The 16,894-nt window shown below is 62.8% G+C and carries 15 protein-coding genes; 4 read left to right on the top strand and 11 right to left on the bottom strand.

The features are described from left to right. Positions 1-67 precede the first annotated feature (67 nt). Together BLS13_RS10985 and BLS13_RS10980 are read left to right on the top strand one after the other, a co-directional pair. A complete protein-coding gene (locus BLS13_RS10985; RefSeq protein WP_093452093.1) occupies positions 68-1,030 on the top strand; it encodes a FecR family protein in 963 nt (320 codons plus the stop codon). 1 nt (position 1,031) lies between these two features. Continuing rightward, entirely contained in the window at positions 1,032-3,311 is a 2,280-nt protein-coding gene (locus BLS13_RS10980) for a TonB-dependent receptor (RefSeq protein WP_256325824.1), read from the top strand. A gap of 5 nt (positions 3,312-3,316) precedes the next feature. On the opposite strand, the gene BLS13_RS10975 is transcribed toward BLS13_RS10980, so the two are convergent. The 5 genes from BLS13_RS10975 to BLS13_RS10955 are packed head-to-tail and all read right to left on the bottom strand — an operon-like array spanning position 3,317 to position 10,132. Further along, the gene (locus tag BLS13_RS10975; RefSeq protein ID WP_218123268.1) at positions 3,317-4,399 is read right to left on the bottom strand and encodes a PLP-dependent cysteine synthase family protein; all 1,083 of its coding nucleotides are present in this window, start codon (positions 4,397-4,399) and stop codon (positions 3,317-3,319) included. 29 nt (positions 4,400-4,428) lie between these two features. Continuing rightward, the gene (locus BLS13_RS10970; protein WP_093452090.1) at positions 4,429-5,250 is read right to left on the bottom strand and encodes an ATP-binding protein; all 822 of its coding nucleotides are present in this window, start codon (positions 5,248-5,250) and stop codon (positions 4,429-4,431) included. Between the two features lie 49 nt (positions 5,251-5,299). Continuing rightward, positions 5,300-6,664: a PEP-CTERM-box response regulator transcription factor gene (gene prsR / locus BLS13_RS10965; RefSeq protein ID WP_093452088.1), complete on the bottom strand. Its 1,365-nt coding sequence runs from the start codon at positions 6,662-6,664 to the stop codon at positions 5,300-5,302. After that, the gene (prsK, locus tag BLS13_RS10960; RefSeq protein WP_093452087.1) at positions 6,661-8,736 is read right to left on the bottom strand and encodes an XrtA/PEP-CTERM system histidine kinase PrsK; all 2,076 of its coding nucleotides are present in this window, start codon (positions 8,734-8,736) and stop codon (positions 6,661-6,663) included. Before prsK ends, prsR begins: the two co-directional genes overlap by 4 nt. Before the next feature lie 7 nt (positions 8,737-8,743). Then, positions 8,744-10,132 carry a TIGR03013 family XrtA/PEP-CTERM system glycosyltransferase gene (locus BLS13_RS10955; RefSeq protein ID WP_093452085.1) on the bottom strand — a complete coding sequence of 463 codons (1,389 nt, stop codon included), beginning with the start codon at positions 10,130-10,132 and terminating at the stop codon, positions 8,744-8,746. Between the two features lie 116 nt (positions 10,133-10,248). Here BLS13_RS10955 and BLS13_RS10950 point away from each other — a divergent pair, with 116 nt between their 5' ends. Both BLS13_RS10950 and BLS13_RS10945 read left to right on the top strand, forming a co-directional pair. Beyond that, a complete protein-coding gene (locus BLS13_RS10950; protein ID WP_093452084.1) occupies positions 10,249-11,334 on the top strand; it encodes a mannose-1-phosphate guanylyltransferase/mannose-6-phosphate isomerase in 1,086 nt (361 codons plus the stop codon). 112 nt (positions 11,335-11,446) lie between these two features. Next, a complete protein-coding gene (locus tag BLS13_RS10945) occupies positions 11,447-11,809 on the top strand; it encodes a response regulator (RefSeq protein ID WP_093452082.1) in 363 nt (120 codons plus the stop codon). A gap of 10 nt (positions 11,810-11,819) precedes the next feature. Here the strand turns inward: BLS13_RS10945 and BLS13_RS10940 are convergent, their stop codons facing one another. The 6 genes from BLS13_RS10940 to BLS13_RS10915 all read right to left on the bottom strand — a co-directional run bounded on the left by BLS13_RS10940 (position 11,820) and on the right by BLS13_RS10915 (position 16,880). Beyond that, positions 11,820-12,527 carry a 2OG-Fe(II) oxygenase gene (locus BLS13_RS10940; protein ID WP_256325823.1) on the bottom strand — a complete coding sequence of 236 codons (708 nt, stop codon included), beginning with the start codon at positions 12,525-12,527 and terminating at the stop codon, positions 11,820-11,822. Between the two features lie 91 nt (positions 12,528-12,618). Then, on the bottom strand, positions 12,619-13,443 hold the full coding sequence (locus BLS13_RS10935) for an MOSC domain-containing protein (RefSeq protein WP_256325822.1): 825 nt from the start codon (positions 13,441-13,443) through the stop codon (positions 12,619-12,621). Between the two features lie 17 nt (positions 13,444-13,460). Then, the gene (locus BLS13_RS10930) at positions 13,461-14,753 is read right to left on the bottom strand and encodes an amidohydrolase (RefSeq protein WP_093452079.1); all 1,293 of its coding nucleotides are present in this window, start codon (positions 14,751-14,753) and stop codon (positions 13,461-13,463) included. Beyond that, entirely contained in the window at positions 14,750-15,403 is a 654-nt protein-coding gene (locus tag BLS13_RS10925; RefSeq protein WP_256325821.1) for a DUF4893 domain-containing protein, read from the bottom strand. The genes BLS13_RS10930 and BLS13_RS10925 overlap by 4 nt, the downstream gene beginning before the upstream one ends. 75 nt (positions 15,404-15,478) lie before the next feature. Then, positions 15,479-16,069, bottom strand: a complete 591-nt coding sequence (locus BLS13_RS10920) for a methyltransferase family protein (protein WP_176943542.1) — start codon at positions 16,067-16,069, stop codon at positions 15,479-15,481. Positions 16,070-16,094: 25 nt separating this feature from the next. Beyond that, positions 16,095-16,880, bottom strand: a complete 786-nt coding sequence (locus BLS13_RS10915; protein WP_093452077.1) for a 3-hydroxybutyrate dehydrogenase — start codon at positions 16,878-16,880, stop codon at positions 16,095-16,097. Positions 16,881-16,894 lie beyond the last annotated feature (14 nt).

Genomic DNA, 16,894 nt, shown 5'->3' with positions numbered 1-16,894 from the left:
GGCGCGGCGGCTCGCATGCCGTCATGACTGCAATAGGGGCCCCGGCGAAGCTCCGGGTGGAGAAGCTATGAAGGGACCGGCAGAACAGGATCGGATCGACGACGAGGCAGCCTTATGGCATGCCCGCATCGGTGGTGACGACGTCGATTGGCAGGCCTTTTCAGCCTGGCTCGATATCCCTGCATGCCGACTCGCTTATGAACGGATTGCCCTGATCGACGCAGAGATCATCGCATCGGCCGCCGCAATATCAGCGCAGCTTCCCGCGAACGACGATGTCGAAGACGCGCGCGTCCCCCGATCCCGCAAGGGCTGGTGGGCAGCAGGAGGCACGCTGACCGCAGGCGTGGTGGCTGGTATGCTGCTGCTGCCCATGCTGACACCCGCCGCCGAGATGATGGCGACTTACAATACCGGCCCGACCGAAACACGCACTATTGCTCTGAAAGATGGCAGCACGATCCGCATCGACCGCAACAGCCGCCTTTCGGTGAGTGACAGCGCTACGCGACGCATCGACCTTGCCGCCGGCGGTGCCTATTTCGACATCCGTCATGATCCTTCCCATCCGCTGACCGTTACGGCCGGGGGCTATGAGGTGCGTGACGTCGGCACCCGATTCGACATGGTTCATCAGGGCCAGCGCGTATCCGTAGCAGTGGCCGAAGGCGAAGTGGCGGTCGCGCCTGCCAATGGCCGTGGCACTCCGCTGCGTGCCGGTAGAAGGATCGACATCCTGGGGCCATCCGCCGAAGCCGCGATCGCTACCGTCAATCCGGCCAATGTCGGCAGCTGGCGGGATGGGCGCCTTATCTATGATCAGGCCGCGCTAGCTCTGGTTGCCACGGACATCTCACGCTATGCGGGGAAAACATTGACTGTGGATCCGGCAATTGCGGACCTGCGGTTTTCGGGTGTCTTGACGATCGGGGACGGATCGCGGCTTGTTGACCAGATTCAAGGGCTTCTGCCGGTCGACACGCGTCGCGAGGGCAACAGGATTCGCCTGGTGGGCCGCGCTGCTCGCTAGATTGACGTATGCGGCCGCGGCGCAGGCCGCGCCCGTCCCGATCGATGTTCCGGCCGGGCCGCTGCGCGACTCGCTCGTCGCACTTTCCCAGCAAACGGGTATTTCGATCGGGGTAAGCGGCAAGCTGCCGACCGATCGAGCGCCTGCAGTGCACGGACTGCTTGAGCCAGGCCTCGCCCTCGATCACCTTCTCGCGACAAGCCGCTGGAGGGCCGTCCGCGTGGACGGGATGACGTGGCGGATCGTGCCCCGCCTGGTCCCGCCAGTTCCAACAGTTCCGGCAGCCGCACCGCCATCGCTGTCCGCCGCCGACGATATCATCATCACCGCCACCAAGCGCGACGAACGGCTCAGCAATATTCCCGCCGCGATCAGCATCATGCCGCTCCGTGCCATCGCCGCACCAGGTTCTAGCCACAGCGTCGGCGATCTGCTGAGCCAGACCGAAGGCGCTTTTTCGACAAATCTCGGTGCGGGCCGCGACCGGATATTTCTGCGCGGCGTGGCAGACAGCCCGTTCAACGGCCCCACCCAATCCACGGTCGGCCTCTATCTCGACGACGCGCGGATCAGCTATGCGACCCCCGATCCCGATTTGCGTCTGGTCGACGTAGATAGGGTGGAATTGCTACGGGGGCCGCAAGGCGCGCTCTACGGCACGGGATCGCTCGGCGGCATCGTTCGGCTCGTCACGACACGGCCCGACCTCGATCACTGGTCGGGCGGCGGCGCGATCGAAGCGAGCGCCGTCATGGGGGGCGCGGCCGGCGGCGCCCTCGACGCCGTCATCAACGCGCCGCTGGTGGAGGGTCGGCTGGGCCTGAGGGCCGTGGGTTACACCGAGTTGATGCCGGGCTGGATCGACGATAGCCAGCGCGGCCGCAGCAATATCAACAGGGTCAGTCGCTCGGGCGGCCGCGTGGCGCTGCGATGGCATCCCGTGGCGGACTGGACGGTGGATGGATCATTTGTCGGACAATGGCTCAACGCCCGCGACAGCCAATATGCGACAAGCGGCCTGACGCACGCGACTGCACAGGCCGAACCGCATGACAATGACTTCGTGGCAGGCCGGATCGAGGTCCATGGCCGAATCGCCGATCTCGACGTGCTTTCCGCCAGCGCAATCGTCAGCCACAAGGCCGACAGCCGTTTCGATGCCAGCGCCGTCGCCGCCGCACGCAATCTGACGCCGCCGCTTGCCTATCAGGAGGATCGACAGCTGACCCTGCTGACGCAGGAATTGCGTGTCAGCGATCCGCGCGCGCGCCATCCCTGGGTGATCGGTGGATCGGTGCTCATTGCCGACAACAGCAATATCGGCGCGTTCGTACCCGCCGCCGGAACATCGGTCGTCGTCCGCGATCAGGACGAGCGATCGCTCGAGGCCGCGATCTTCGGCGAGGCGACGCAGTCCCTTCCCCATCGCTTCGATCTGACGATCGGGCTACGCGTTTTTCGATCGGTCGCAACCAACGAGGCCGGCCCCGTCCGCCAGCAGCATCTGGCCAAGATCGGCGTGACCCCGAGCGCGACCATCGCCTGGCGGCCGGCCGACAACCGCCTGTTCTGGCTGCGCTACGCCAGCGCGATCCGACCCGGCGGATTGAACGGCGACAGCACCGGCATGGCGGGATCGCGCCCCACGTTCCGCTCGGACGAACTGCGCAGCCTGGAACTTGGCGGACGGGCTACGCTGCTCAATGGCAAAATCGCGCTCGATGGCACGATCTTCGCGTTGTCATGGGAAGATCTTCAGAGCGACGTGATCGGAACGGATGGGCTGGTAACGACGATCAACGCCGGTAACGCTCGCAGTTTCGGCGCGGAATTCAGCACGAAGGTCGTACTGATGCCCTTCACCGTCGAAGGCGGCATGACGTTGCAGCATGGCCGGTTGAACGGGCCAGGCCCGATACCAGGCGGCAATGATGATCGTCATCTGCCGGTCGTACCGGATATATCCGGCCACATCCGGCTCTCGGCGACGGCGCCGATCGGTGCGATGATCGGCGGAGCGTTCGTCAACATGCGATATGTCGGCAAGGCCCGCCTCAGCTTCGACCCGGCGGTGGCGCTCCATATGGGCGACTATATCGTCGTCGACAGCGGCCTCAGCGTGACGCGCGGGACATGGAAAGCCTCGATCGGAATCACCAACATGGCAAATGGGCGTGGCGACAGTTTCAGCTTCGGCAACCCATTCACGTTCCGTTCGGTCGATCAGCAGACGCCGATCCGCCCTCGGACGGCATCGTTCCGCATGGAACGCCGCTTTTGACCCAGCTACGCTGTCAGAGTCCCTTCGGCGAAGAACGCCTCCAGCTGCCGTTCGCAAGGCGCAACATCGAAGCCGTTGGCCGAGAGCCACGCATCGTCGAAATAGGTTGAGGCGTAACGATTGCCGTCGTCGCACAATATGGAGACGATCGAACCCTGCTCGCCGGCCGCAGCCATCTCGCTGGCCAGAATCGCGCAGGCCCAGATATTGGTACCAGTCGATCCTCCACAGCGGCGGCCGAGACGACGGCTGACGACGCGGGCGGCGGCGATGCTCGCGACATCGGGCACCGCGATCATGCGATCGACAACCGATGGGATGAAAGACGGCTCGACCCGCGGACGCCCGATTCCCTCGATCACCGACGACCGCCCATCTATCATGACAACCGACCGATCATGCCAGTGGCGGTGAAACACCGATGCCTCGGGGTCGGCCACGCAAACCCGCGTCGGATAGCGATTATAGCGGATGTATCGGCCGATCGTCGCCGAGGTGCCGCCAGTACCTGCACCGCAGACGATCCAACCGGGGATCGGCGACGGCTCCAGCGCCATCTGCGTAAAAATCGATTCGGCGATATTATTGTTGCCACGCCAGTCGGTCGCACGTTCGGCGAAAGTGAACTGGTCCATATAATGGCCGCCGAGATCGGCCGCGAGCTTTGCCGCCGCGCCATAGGCCTGTGACGGAACATCGATGAAATGGCAGCGACCGCCCTGAAATTCGATCGCGGCAACCTTCTCCGCCGCCGTGCTGCGGGGCACGACCGCGATGAACGGCAGACCGAGCATGCGCGCGAAATAGGCCTCGGACACCGCCGTTGAACCGCTCGATGCCTCGACGATCGTCATACCCTCGCCGATCCAGCCGTTGCACAGGGCATAGAGGAACAGCGAGCGGGCCAGTCGATGCTTGAGGCTACCGGTGGGGTGCGTCGATTCGTCCTTCAGATAGAGCGCGATATGCGGCAGTGCGGGCATAGCTACGGGGACGAGATGGGTATCGGCCGAGCGCGCATAATCCGCCGCGATGCGGGCAATCGCTCCGTCCACCCAGGGCCGATGATCAGCCTCTGCTCTGTCCATCACGCCCTTCTTTCCCGCCATAGCGTCAATCAGATGGCCTTGCCGGCCCGCCCGGCCAGTTCGACGACATATTGCCAGGCGACCCGACCCGATCGACTGCCGCGCTGCGTTGCCCAGGCGATCGCATCGAGCGGATCAAAGGACAGGCCATAAGACTGCGCATAACCGCTGACCATCGCGACATAGCTGTCCTGATCGCAGACATGGAAGCCAAGCGACAGGCCGAAGCGATCCGCCAGTGCCAGCTTGTCGTCGACCACATCGCGCGGATTGATCGGGCTATCCTGCTCACGCAGATCGCGCGACACGATGTGGCGGCGGTTGGCGGTCACATGGAGGCGGGCGTTGGCCGGCCGCGCCTCGGCGCCGCCCTCCAGCATCGATCGCAGCAGCCGTGCGCCATGCCCCGCATCCTCGAACCCGAGATCGTCGAGAAACAGGATGAAAGCGCGTGGCAGATCGGCGATCAGCGCGAACAGCCGCGGCAATGTCTCGATCCGGTCGCCGGAGATTTCGATCAACGCGATGGCGAGACCATCATTCTGCAATGCGCCCACCGTCGCCTTGACGAGCGCCGACTTGCCCGCGCCACGCGCCCCCCACAGCAGCACGTCATGCGCGGCGCTACCGGTCGCGAGCCGGCGAGCATTTTCCACGAGCGCACCTTTTTGCGCATCGACACCCGACAACAATTCGAGCGGCAGCGGGGTGAACGCCCGCGCGGCCGCGAGCCCTCCGTCGCGCCAGATATATGCGGGATGTGCCATCGTATCGGCGGCAGGCGGCGCTGGCGGCGCCAGACGTTCCAGTGCGGCAGCAATACGGGCGAGCGGATCGGTGGGATCGGTCATAACCGGGCGATAGGGGGGAAGGCAGAAAGCTTCAAGCGCGGCCGAAGCGCTATCCGCCCATGCTGTGTTGCTTCAGCAGATCATATAGCGTCGGCCGGCTGATACCGAGCAACTTGGCCGCGGTCGAGATATTGCCATCCGCTCGGGCGATCGCACGGGTGATGGCGATCCGGTCGGCGCGTTCGCGTGCGGTCTTGAGGTTGAGGAAACCGCAATCCTCCTGGTCCTGCAGCAGATCAAGATCCTCGGCGGTCACCAATTTGCCCTCCGCCATCACCACCGATCGCTTGAGCCTGTTCTCGAGTTCGCGAACGTTGCCGGGCCAGCTCCAGCCGTCGATCGCGGCGAGCGCATCGGGCGAGAAGCCCTTCACCCGCGAGTTCATCTCGCGCGCATAACGTTTGAGCAATTGCCGCGCGAGCAATATGGCGTCGCCGGGGCGAAGCGCGAGCGGCGGGATGCGAACCACGAGTTCAGCGAGGCGATAATAAAGATCCTCGCGAAATCGGCCATCGGCAACCATCACGTCGATATCCTGATGGGTCGCGCAGACGATCCGCGTATCGACGGCAATAGGCTTGCGGCCACCGATCCGCTCGATCGTCCGCTCCTGAAGAAAACGCAGCAACTTGACCTGCAACGACAATGGAATATCCCCGACCTCATCGAGGAACAGGGTTCCGCCCTCGGCCAGTTCGATCTTGCCTTCGGTCGTCTTTATGGCGCCGGTGAAGGCTCCGCGTTCATAGCCGAACAGTTCGGATTCGAGCAGATTTTCGGGGATCGCCGCGCAGTTGATCGCGACGAAATTGCCATTCGCGCGCCGGCTCGCTCCGTGAAGGCCGCGCGCCAAGACCTCCTTGCCGGTGCCACTGGCACCCAGCAGCATCACCGAGACATCGGTGTCTGCCACCCGCTCGATCGTGCGGCACACCTTCATCATTGCCGGATCGGCGGTGATGAACCCGCCGAGCACCGACTCCCGATCACCGCGCATCGCAAGCCGGGCATTTTCCTGTTCGAGCCCATGAAGTTCGAACGCACGCGCGACGATCAGCCCGAGTTCGTCAATGTCCACCGGCTTGTGGTAATAATCATAAGCGCCCGATGCGACAGCCCGCAACGCGCCCTCGCGCGCGCCATGGCCGGAAGCGACAATAACCTTGGTGTCGCGCTTGAGCGCCAATATCTGCTCAAGGGTGGCAAAGCCCTCGGTCGTGCCGTCAGGATCGGGCGGCAATCCCAGATCCAGCGTCACCACCGCCGGCTCATAGGCGCGCAGCGCGGCGAGCGCGCTGGGCCGATCGGTCGCGGAGATGACCTCATAATCCTCATAAGCCCAACGCAACTGTCGCTGCAGGCCTTCGTCATCCTCAACGATCAACAATCGGGGCTTCGATATCGAATGCGTCATTGGGCAGCCTGCATGGTCGGGCGGCCGAGCGCTGGCGCGATCGGCAGGATGATAGAAAAACGGCTGCCCTCGCCCTCGCAACTGCTCACCTCGACCCGCCCATTCATCGCAGCGACCAAAGATCGCGCCTCGAACGTACCGATACCGAACCCTCCCTCCTTCGTGGAGGAGAAAGCATGAAAAAGCCGCGAGCGGACGAATTCGGCGGACATACCACAGCCTTTATCGACAATATCGATAGTTGCCTCGCGCCCGCGTTGCGCGATGCGGACCTCGACCGGGCTGTCGGCCCCGCTGGCGTCAATGGCATTCTGGACCAGATGACCAAGCGCCTGTTCCAGCCGCCCCGGATCGACCATCGCCGTGACATCGCTGCGGCCCTCTATCATGACTGGGTGATGGCCTGCCTTCTGCGAGACAATCCGCTCGACGAGCGGCCTCAGCGCGTGCCTCTTCGGCTGTTCAGGCCGGCTGCGATGATGCTGCGACAGACGCGCGAGCAAATCGTTCATCTTGCCGACCGACGACTGCAATGTGGCGATCATGTCCGCGCGAAACGCGGGATTGTCGGCATGCCGCTCAGCGTTGCGGGCAAGCAAGCTCAGTTGGCTGACCAGATTCTTGATATCGTGCATGATGAAGGCAAAGCGGCGGTTGAATTCGTCGAAGCGCCGCGCATCAGACAGCGCCTCCTGGCCGCGCGCCTCGGCGAGGTAGCTCGCTACTTGCCGGCCTGCGACACGGAGCAGGTCATGATCTTCCCAGTCGAGCCGGCGGCTGACCTCGGGCTGTTCAAGGAGCACCGCACCGACGAGCCGATCGAAGTGGAGCAGCGGCACGATCGCCCATGCCCGCTCCTCCGCCATCATCCATTCGGGAACGGTGTCGGCCGGGATCGACGCTTCGCCAAGCCGCACCGGATCAAGTTCGATGATGTCGCCCGATTGCTGGAGGTAGTCCGCCAGCACCTTGCTGCCAGCCCGCTGCGGCGGCGCCTCCGCCATTGTCCAGCCGCGCCGTGCGAATATATCGAGGCCGCCGTCATCGGCCGTCAACAACAATAGCCCCCCTGGCGATTCGGGAATGTCAGCGATCGCCTGGACCATTCGTTCGGTAAGCGGGACGGCGCCTTCACTCGGCCGGCCCAGGGTATCGGTGAAACGTCGCCATTCGACACGATAGTCGTAGCGATGCTGAAACAGGTGCCGCGCGAGCGTTCGTTTGAGCCGTGTTCGCATTCTTGTGGATGGAAAGAGCAGCAATGCGAGTGATGAAAATCCCAGCGCAACCGTGATATCGCCGAGCAGATAAAGATTGCCGGTGAGATGGAGCACCTTGGAAAGCAGCACCATCAAGGCGAGATAGGCGCCGACGGCGATCAAAGGCAGCGTCTGGAATCGCGCCGAACGCGACGGTCTAACCGGGCCGACATCGGTGAACCGGCTGACCGTCACCAGCAGCGGCGCGAGCAGCGCCAGCACGAAGCCCCTGACGGCGAACAGTTCAACGGGCCATTGATCCATCAGGTAGGATACCGCCGCCAGATTGAGATCGAACGACCACATCACCGCAAGGGCGAACATTGGCGTTCCGATTCCCCAGCGCGCTTCGGCAGACGCTGCCGTGAAGAGGTTGTGAACGAGGACGAGCGCGCCCGTCGCCGTCGTCAGCCGCAGCGTCAAGCTCGAGAGCAGAATGCCCTGCTGAATGCGCGGGCTGCCGCTGAACACAACCGGCAGCATCTGCAGGGCTATACCCGTCAACAGCACCAGCGCGAGCACGCCGTAAAGGCCGAGGATCAGAGCCCGCCGACGATCTTCCCGGCCGGGTGCCTGCAGCGCCAGCATGAAAGCCAACCATCCGAGATCGGCAACATTCATCGCAACCTCGGCCACCACGCTCGCCGGCCCCGCCACCGCCGCCACGCCACACCACAAAGCGGTGGCGGCGCAGGCCAATGTGAGCATCAGGCGACGGAAGTTCCCCTGCGGCAACGTCGCCTGCCACGCCACCAGAGCAGCGAACAGGAAGGCCGCCAGCGCATGTCCCCATTCGGTGGCGATCGCTATCATCGGCCGCCTAGCGAGCCCCTTCCGCCCACAGCAGCACGCGCAAGGTCTGCAGGATGATCAGGATGTCGAGAAAGAGACTGTAATTCTTGGTATAATAAAGATCATATTCGAGCTTGTGCCGTGCATCCTCCAGGCTCGCCCCGTAAGGATAATTAATCTGCGCCCAGCCGGTGATGCCGGGCTTCATCATATGCCGTTCGGCATAGAAGGGCAGCTTTTCCTCAAGTTCCGTAACGAATTGCGGGCGCTCCGGGCGCGGGCCTACAAAGCTCATTCCGCCTTTCAGCACCGTCCACATCTGCGGCAGTTCGTCGACGCGGATCAGGCGGATGATCCGGCCGACACGGGTAACGCGCGCATCCCCTTTTTGCGCCCAGACCGCCTTACCCCCAACCTCCGCATCCTGACGCATCGAACGCAGCTTCAATATCTCGAACGGCTCGTCATAACGCCCGACGCGAATCTGGCGGTAAAAGGCAGGTCCAGGGCTTTCAAGCTTCACGATGAGGGCTGTTATCAGTATGATCGGGCCCGCGATGATGAGCAGCAGCGCGCTCACCACGATGTCGAACGTGCGCTTGATCACCATCGAGATGCGCTGACCGGACGAAAAACCGTCGGAGAAGATCAGCCAAGACGGCTGCACGCTATCCAGATCGATACGGCCCGTCTCACGTTCGAGAAAACTCGAAATGTCATGCACCGCGACGCCGGTGGTCTTGACGCGCAACAGATCGTCCAGCGGCACCGATTTGCGGCGCTCATCAAGCGCCAGCACGACCTCGCTCGCCTGCGCCGCCACTACCAGATCGCGCAGATTGGGCACGTCCGCACGCGGCGTTGCGGTCGTGATCAGCGCCGGCACATCCTGCATGTCGATGCATTCGACGATCATGAAGCCCGATCCCGGCCGCTTCGAAAGTTCGATCACGCGCGACGCGCGGCGCCCGGCGCCAAGCAGCACCACCCTGCGCTTGAATTTCTCGCCGCCGACGACGCCACCTAATATTATGCGTACAGCCATCAACAGCACGATTGCCATGATCATCGAATAGACCGAATTGGATCGCCACAATGTCAGTTCGGGCAAGATGAAGAACAACATCGAAATCAGGATCACACCCAGCGAAATCGCGACGAGCAGGCGCGCCGCTGCGAAACGCAACGTGTGCAGGGCATCGACCGAATAGACCCCCACCCCGATCATTGCCGCCTGAATCGCCAGTGCAAAACTCAGCAACTGCGGCACGCGTCCCCAGATCGAACCTACCGAGCTGCCGATCTGATGCACGCGCAACACCCAGCCAGCCTCGGCCACGAACAGGAGCACCGCGAAATCGACAAAACACAGGAGCAAAACCCCGTAAGCTACATAATGTTTGAAAATCCTGATCATGCCGGTCCGCGCACTCGCTGATGTCCCCAACCCCTTAGTGGCCCTATGGAGCTAAATTGTCTTTCGGCAATTTAGCAACCATAAGCCCCAGACTGTTCTGACCGAAGGAGCCCACCATTTCCACCACCTTGATTACACCGGTCATTCTTTCCGGCGGATCCGGCACGCGACTCTGGCCGCTTTCGCGATCGAAGCGGCCCAAGCAGTTGCTCGCGCTGACTGGCGAACAGACGATGCTGCAGATGACTGCCGGCCGCTGTGTCGATAGCGGCCGCTTCGGCAAACCCATCATCGTCACCAACGCCCTGCATGCCGACGATATCGCAAGCCAGCTTGCAGCCGAAAACCATGACGCCGCGGCGATCATCCTGGAACCGGTCGCACGTAACACGGCTGCGGCGATTGCACTGGCGGCAATCGAGGCCAAGCCGGATGCGGTGTTGCTGATCATGCCGAGTGACCATGTCATCCGCGACGTGGCGGCATTCCACGCGGCGATCGCGGCCGCCCTTCCCGTATTGAAAGATGGCTGGCTGGTCACGTTTGGCATCACGCCCGACCTACCCGAAACCGGCTATGGCTATATCAAGCGTGGTGCGGAAATCCGGCCTGACGTACACCGCGTCGCCAAATTCGTGGAAAAGCCCGACAAGGCGCGTGCCGAATCCTATCTGGCCGAAGGCGGATATAGCTGGAACGGCGGGATCTTCCTGTTCCGGGCAGATGCCTATCTGAACGCGCTCGAGCGGCACGCGCCGGAAATCGCCCGAGCGGCTCACGCTGCCATGGCCGGTGCCGCCCGCGACGGTCAGATCATTCGGCCCGATGCATCGAGCTTCACTGAATGCCCGTCCGAATCCATCGACAATGCCGTCATGGAACGAGACGATCGGGTCGCCGTCGTGCCGGTCGAGATGGGCTGGTCCGATGTTGGCAGCTGGGACGCGCTCCATGCGCTCGGCTTTGGCGATGATGACGGCAATGTCATTCATGGCGATGTCGTCGCGATCGACACCAGCCATTGTCTGATCAGAAGCGAAGGCCCGGTCGTCACGGTGGCCGGCGTCAGGGACCTGATCGTCGTTGCAACCCGCGATGCGGTGATGATCCTGCCGCGCGGGTCCAGTCAGGACGTCAAGAAAATCGTCGAACAACTGAAGGCCCGGGCACATGATGCGCTCGACACACCCTTTCCGGCATAAACACGAAAATGCCGAAAGACGACCGTAGCTGCATCATCTTGGCGATTGCGCCGCGCAAAATAGCGTTTATTCATCGCTTGCCTGTCCGGGGCCAAAGATTGGGGAAATGTCCATGAGCCAACCGCCAGCCGGCACGCGCGTTTTGATCGTTGAAGATGATTCGATCATCGCAATGACGGCAGAGGACATGCTCGACGAGGTCGGCTGCACAACGGCCGCCGTTGCGACAACTCTGGCCGAAGCGTTGGCCCGTGCCGACGATACCGAATTCGATATCGCCTTGCTCGATCTAAACCTTAAGGACGAATTGAGCCTCCCGGTCGCAGCGTTATTGCGCCAGAAGGGCAAGCCCTTCGTTTTCGCCACAGGCTATGACGGCCTCCCGGCCAACAGCGGATTTGCAGACTCGCCAATCATTTCTAAACCCTATCGCGTGGATCAGTTGGCGGCGGTCATTGCGACCTCGCTCGGTTGACGACGCCCGCTCAGGCCGCGTCGTGGAAGATGATCCCCATCGTGTAGCGCCGGCCTGAACGCACTGTGCCTACGCCGTGCCGCATATTGACACGGTAGCTTCCCCGCGTTCCCGCAACCGGCCGGTTGTGAACGGCGAAGATCACCGCATCACCCTTTGCAAGGGGCACGACCTCGGCGCGTGACTGCATCCGCGGCCGCTGTTCGGTCAGGATGAAGTCACCACCCTCGAAGTCGTCGCCCGGCGCGGACAGCAGGATCGCCGCCTGCAGCGGAAAGACGTGCTCGCCGTACAGATCCTGATGCAGGCAATTATAATCGTCCGGTCCATATTTCAGCAGCAGCGGCGTCGGGCGGCTCTGGCCGGACGCGTGGCAGCGATCGATGAAGGCAGCGTGGTCGTCGGGGAAGATCTGCGCGATGCCCATTCGATCGTTCCAGCAATTGGCAATCGGTAGCAGCCGTCGATACAGTCCAGCGCGCAGTTGCACCACCAGTGGTGGTAACGGATAGGCGAAATAGCGATATTGGCCACGCCCATAGGCATGCCGGCCCATTATGACTTGTTTGCGAAACCGCGTCTCGTCACGATAAAGATCAACAAGTTCGTCGCATCGCTCTTCTGACAGAAGCGCCGGCAGGCGCGCCCAGCCATATGCGTCAAGCGCCCCGGCAATCTTGGCCCAGTCCCATTCGTCCAGCATCATTTCATCGTTCATTCGTGCATCCATTGCCGCGATGCATCACGCCTATAGGCGGCTGGTTGCCTTAGCCTCTCGCTGCTTGCTTTCAATTCGATCTATCTCGTGGTCAACCGAGATTTGACGGACCTTCCTCCAAAAGTTCCACCGCATCACCGACGGCAATCTCGCCGACATCTGCCGGGATTGCGTTCTGCCCGAAGATGATCCCGCCATTTCCGGCGCGGTGGAATCCCCGCAATGTCGTCAGCGGTTCATCGCCGTACCGCCGCGTGCCTGTCAGCGGATCAAGCGTGGTGATTGAGCAGCGCGCGCACGGCTTTACGATGCGAAGCTCGAGATCGCCTATCCTCAGCCGGCGCCAGCGGTCTTCGGCCCACGCCTCCCCGCCCTCGATCACGATATTGGGACGGAATCGACGCATTTGCAGAGGATTGGCGAGACGGCGGTTGAGATCATCGAGCGATTCCCGCGTCGTTACCAGCAGCGGAAAGCCGTCCGACAGATTTACGGCTTCACCGCCCGTGGCGAAGGCGGGATCGATCGGACGCGCTTCGGGATTGTCGAGGAAAGCCAGCCGCAGCGGCCTGCCGAGAACCGCCGACACAAATGTATCGGCCCCGGCCGAGGCCATCCGCACCGGCACCCGATCGCGCCATACCGTGATGTCGCGCGCTTCCGCCCGAGCATCCGGTACCGGGACATCGAACCTGCCGTGCTCGCAATGAACGAGGGTGATGCCGCCGGGACGGCGCAGTACGTCGATCGTGGCCATCGCGGGAAGTTCGCGTTGCGTCTGGAAGCGACCGCCATGATTGACCACCGCCCAGCGCCTGTCGCCGGCGATGCCGATCCGATCGATCGTCGCGCGCTGAAGCGAATGCCCGCGCAGGCTCTTCACCGGATAGCAGGCGAGCGCGGCCACTTTCATCATCGCGCCATCTTCCCCGCTCAGTGTGTGTTCTTGGCCAAAACATGGATCGCGGCCGTGGTCATCGCCTCGATCGCCGTCGATATCACCTTCGGCGCATCAGGAGCCCAGAACGGGCTGTGCAGCGACGGCAATTTGGTAACGTCACCCTTCGCCGCATCCCACTTCGCCTGCGGTACGCCGCCGACCCAGAAGAGCAATGCCTCGTTCGCGGGATCGGCCAGATGATACTCGCTGAAATCCTCACCGCCCATCTGCGCCCGAACCGCCCGCACCCGATCCTTGCCGAAGCGCGCGGCAAACCGATCGGCCATCTCGGCGGTCAGCTTGTGTGTATTAAACGTCGCCGGCGTAAACTGATCCTGCAGCGTGACGATTGGCATCGCATCGTCGGGCATGCCTGCCGCGATCGCCTCGCCCTTCGCGATCCGGGCGATGCCGTCGAGAAGTTGCTTGCGGACCTCCGGTGTATAGCTCCGCACCGTGATCTGCAGCTTCGCTTCCGACGGGATGATATTGTGCTTCGTGCCGGCCTGAAAGCTGCCGACGGTTACAACGCCCGATTCGAGCGGATCGATTTCCCGCGAAATCAGCGTTTGCAGCGATGTGACGATCCGCGCCGCAAGCACGATCGGATCTTTGGTCAGATGGGGATAGGCACCGTGCCCACCAATTCCCTTGACGAGTATATCGACCGAATCGACATTCGCCATCGTATAGCCGTCGACATAGCCGATCGTGCCCGCGGGCAGGCTCGCCGAATCGTGAAACGCAATGGTAACCGTCGGTTTGGGAAAGCGACTGTACAGCCCATCCTTGAGCATCGCGCGCGCGCCCTGCCCGATCTCTTCGGCAGGCTGGCCAATCATGACCAATGTGCCGGACCATTGATCTTTCATGGCGGCCATCCGGCGCGCGACACCGATCCACGCCGTCATGTGTGTGTCATGGCCGCATGCGTGCATAACGCCCGGCACCGTGCTGGCGAAGGTCAGGCCGGTCTGCTCGGTGACCGGGAGCGCGTCCATATCGGCACGCAGCAACAGCACCGGCCCGGGGCCGTTGCGCAGCACTGCGACGACCCCGGTCTTGCCGACGCCGGTCGAAACCTCGAAGCCAGCCTTCTTCGCCGCTTCCGCCAGGATCGCCGAACTTCTGATCTCCCTGAAGCTCAGTTCCGGATGAATGTGCAGATCATGATAGGTCGCCATTAACCCCGGCATATCGGCGGCAATCGCATCGTTCAGCGGATCGGCCGACGCGGGCGCCGCGATCGCCAAGGCAAGCGCCACCAGTGGAAAACGCAATATCATTCCCCTTTCGGTACCAGTTCGATCACGTCGATTATCGATTCCCATCGCGGATAGGGGAAGGCGATGCGCCAACGCGCGGCACTCACCCGCTCCAATATGCCGACCATGTCGCGTTCCGCATCGCGCCCATAAGGCAGCGGCCGCATTTCATCGCCCAGCATCAACGAGCCCAGGAAGATCATCCGGGAACCCCCATCGGTATAGATCATACCCACCGGCCGCTGCGCGCCATCGATCTTGGCAAAGCGCAGCAGCGCCCCTTCCCGGCTGATGCGGCATGTAAATTGCGGATAGGCGATATATTCACGCAGTCCGGCTGATTGCGCGCCCATCTTGAAGGTACGGCACTGATAATCGCCCGGCGGCGGGAGCGGGCCTTCGAGCGCGGCATCGGGCTTGAGCAGGGCGCCTTGGGCGGCTACCAGCGTGCCATTGCCGGCGGCAACCGCCTTATCGAGCCCTGTCATCCAGGCCACACGCCAGCGGGCGAGCCGGTCGCGATCCGATGCGGTCGCCACCTCGTGCCAGTCGGTGCGCGCTTCACGCGGTGCGCGCGCCGACGCGCGATGCATGTCGCCGATGGACGTACAGCCCGCGGCGATCAACAGGACAGCGAATAGAATGGCGGGTTTCAAACGATGCAACGCCATTCGCTTTCCTTCACCAGCACAAGTCCTTTCGGTCCGAAAGGTGCGCGCAGCCACAGCACTTGGCAAGCGGCGGCATCACCGGCGAACACAGGGAATCAGCATCGGTACGGCGGCGCGGTATCGGGCATAGACATGCTCGCCGAGTTCGGCCGACAGGAATCGCTCCTCTTCGCTGGCCTTGAGCACATAACCCATCACGAACAACACGAACCCGGTCAGGCACAAAGGGTTCCCACGGATGCCGAGCGTTGCAACCGCGGCCGCGATTAGCCCCGTATAAATGGGATGCCGCACGATCGCATAGGGCCCGCTATCGACCACGCGGTGATCCTGTTTGCGAGTTAACGCCGCCGACCACAACCGCCCCAGATGCAGCCGCCCCCACCAGGCGAAGCCCGCGCCGGCCAGCGCCAGCAGGACCAGTGCCCATTCGATCGGCGCGGGCAGATGCCAGAGCGGTGCGAACAGCACCGAGGGCATCCCGGCCATGCTGCCCCCCCGGGGCCACGCGCCGAAAGATAGCAGTGCCAAGAAGCCCGAAACGGTGAACAGCCGATAACGCCATTCGCGCGCCGCCGCCGGCCGCGCGATCGCGCGATCGGCCCAGAGCGCGGCGATCGCCCAGGACAAGCCCCAGATCGCCCACACCAGATAGAGCGCGAACATGGCCGGCCTCATCGCCGCGTCCAGATCATTGCGCCGTCCAACCGCCGTCGATCGAAATGTTGGCGCCCGTGATCTGCGCGGCCTCATCGCGACATAGGAATAGGGCCATGGCGGCGATTTCCTCGGCGGTCGCGAATTGCTTGGTCGGTTGACCGGCCAGCAGGACATCATTGATCACCTGCTCGCGCGTCATGCCGCGCGCCTTCATCGTATCTGGGATCTGCTTTTCAACGAGCGGCGTCCACACATAGCCGGGGCTGATGCAGTTAACGGTGATGCCGAATGTCGCGGTTTCGAGGGCGACCGTCTTGGCCAGCCCGGCCAGGCCATGCTTCGCCGTGACATAAGCCGATTTGAACGGCGAGGCGGTCAGCGAATGCGCCGAGGCGGTGTTGATGATCCGGCCCCATTTTTTTGCCTTCATGATCGGCACGGAGGCCCGGATCGTGAGGAAGGCCGACGTCAGGTTGATAGCGATGATCGCGTTCCACTTGTCGATCGGAAAATCCTCGACCGGTGCGACATGCTGGATGCCGGCATTGTTGATCAATATATCCGGCCCACCCATCTGATCGTTGCAGGCCTTGACCATCGCCGCGATCGCATCCGCGTCGCTCATGTCGGCCGGCGAATAGAAAGCGGGCGCTCCGCTCGCCGCCTCCAGCGCGGCCCGCTCCTTCTCGATATCGGCAACGTCACCGAAACCATTGATCATGATCGACGCGCCTTCGGCGGCCAGAGCCTTGGCATAAGCCAGGCCGATGCCGGAGGTGGAACCGGTGATGAGCGCCGTCTTACCCTTGAGAAACATGCAGATACTCCATT

The organism is Sphingomonas sp. YR710 (genome assembly GCF_900101455.1).
In the GTDB taxonomy this organism is placed as follows: domain Bacteria; phylum Pseudomonadota; class Alphaproteobacteria; order Sphingomonadales; family Sphingomonadaceae; genus Rhizorhabdus.
Note: the sequence above shows the minus strand (reverse complement) of the source record. Positions and strands in the feature narration are given on the sequence as shown.

What these genes read in the sequence shown, in the direction of transcription:
- BLS13_RS10985 (WP_093452093.1), top strand. Translation starts at nt 68, where the DNA reads ATGAAGGGACCGGCAGAACAGGATCGGATCGACGACGAGGCAGCCTTA.
- BLS13_RS10975 (WP_218123268.1), bottom strand. Translation starts at nt 4,399, where the DNA reads ATGGACAGAGCAGAGGCTGATCATCGGCCCTGGGTGGACGGAGCGATT.
- BLS13_RS10970 (WP_093452090.1), bottom strand. Translation starts at nt 5,250, where the DNA reads ATGACCGATCCCACCGATCCGCTCGCCCGTATTGCTGCCGCACTGGAA.
- prsR (WP_093452088.1), bottom strand. Translation starts at nt 6,664, where the DNA reads ATGACGCATTCGATATCGAAGCCCCGATTGTTGATCGTTGAGGATGAC.
- prsK (WP_093452087.1), bottom strand. Translation starts at nt 8,736, where the DNA reads ATGATAGCGATCGCCACCGAATGGGGACATGCGCTGGCGGCCTTCCTG.
- BLS13_RS10955 (WP_093452085.1), bottom strand. Translation starts at nt 10,132, where the DNA reads ATGATCAGGATTTTCAAACATTATGTAGCTTACGGGGTTTTGCTCCTG.
- BLS13_RS10945 (WP_093452082.1), top strand. Translation starts at nt 11,447, where the DNA reads ATGAGCCAACCGCCAGCCGGCACGCGCGTTTTGATCGTTGAAGATGAT.
- BLS13_RS10940 (WP_256325823.1), bottom strand. Translation starts at nt 12,527, where the DNA reads ATGAACGATGAAATGATGCTGGACGAATGGGACTGGGCCAAGATTGCC.
- BLS13_RS10935 (WP_256325822.1), bottom strand. Translation starts at nt 13,443, where the DNA reads ATGATGAAAGTGGCCGCGCTCGCCTGCTATCCGGTGAAGAGCCTGCGC.
- BLS13_RS10930 (WP_093452079.1), bottom strand. Translation starts at nt 14,753, where the DNA reads ATGATATTGCGTTTTCCACTGGTGGCGCTTGCCTTGGCGATCGCGGCG.
- BLS13_RS10925 (WP_256325821.1), bottom strand. Translation starts at nt 15,403, where the DNA reads ATGGCGTTGCATCGTTTGAAACCCGCCATTCTATTCGCTGTCCTGTTG.
- BLS13_RS10920 (WP_176943542.1), bottom strand. Translation starts at nt 16,069, where the DNA reads ATGTTCGCGCTCTATCTGGTGTGGGCGATCTGGGGCTTGTCCTGGGCG.
- BLS13_RS10915 (WP_093452077.1), bottom strand. Translation starts at nt 16,880, where the DNA reads ATGTTTCTCAAGGGTAAGACGGCGCTCATCACCGGTTCCACCTCCGGC.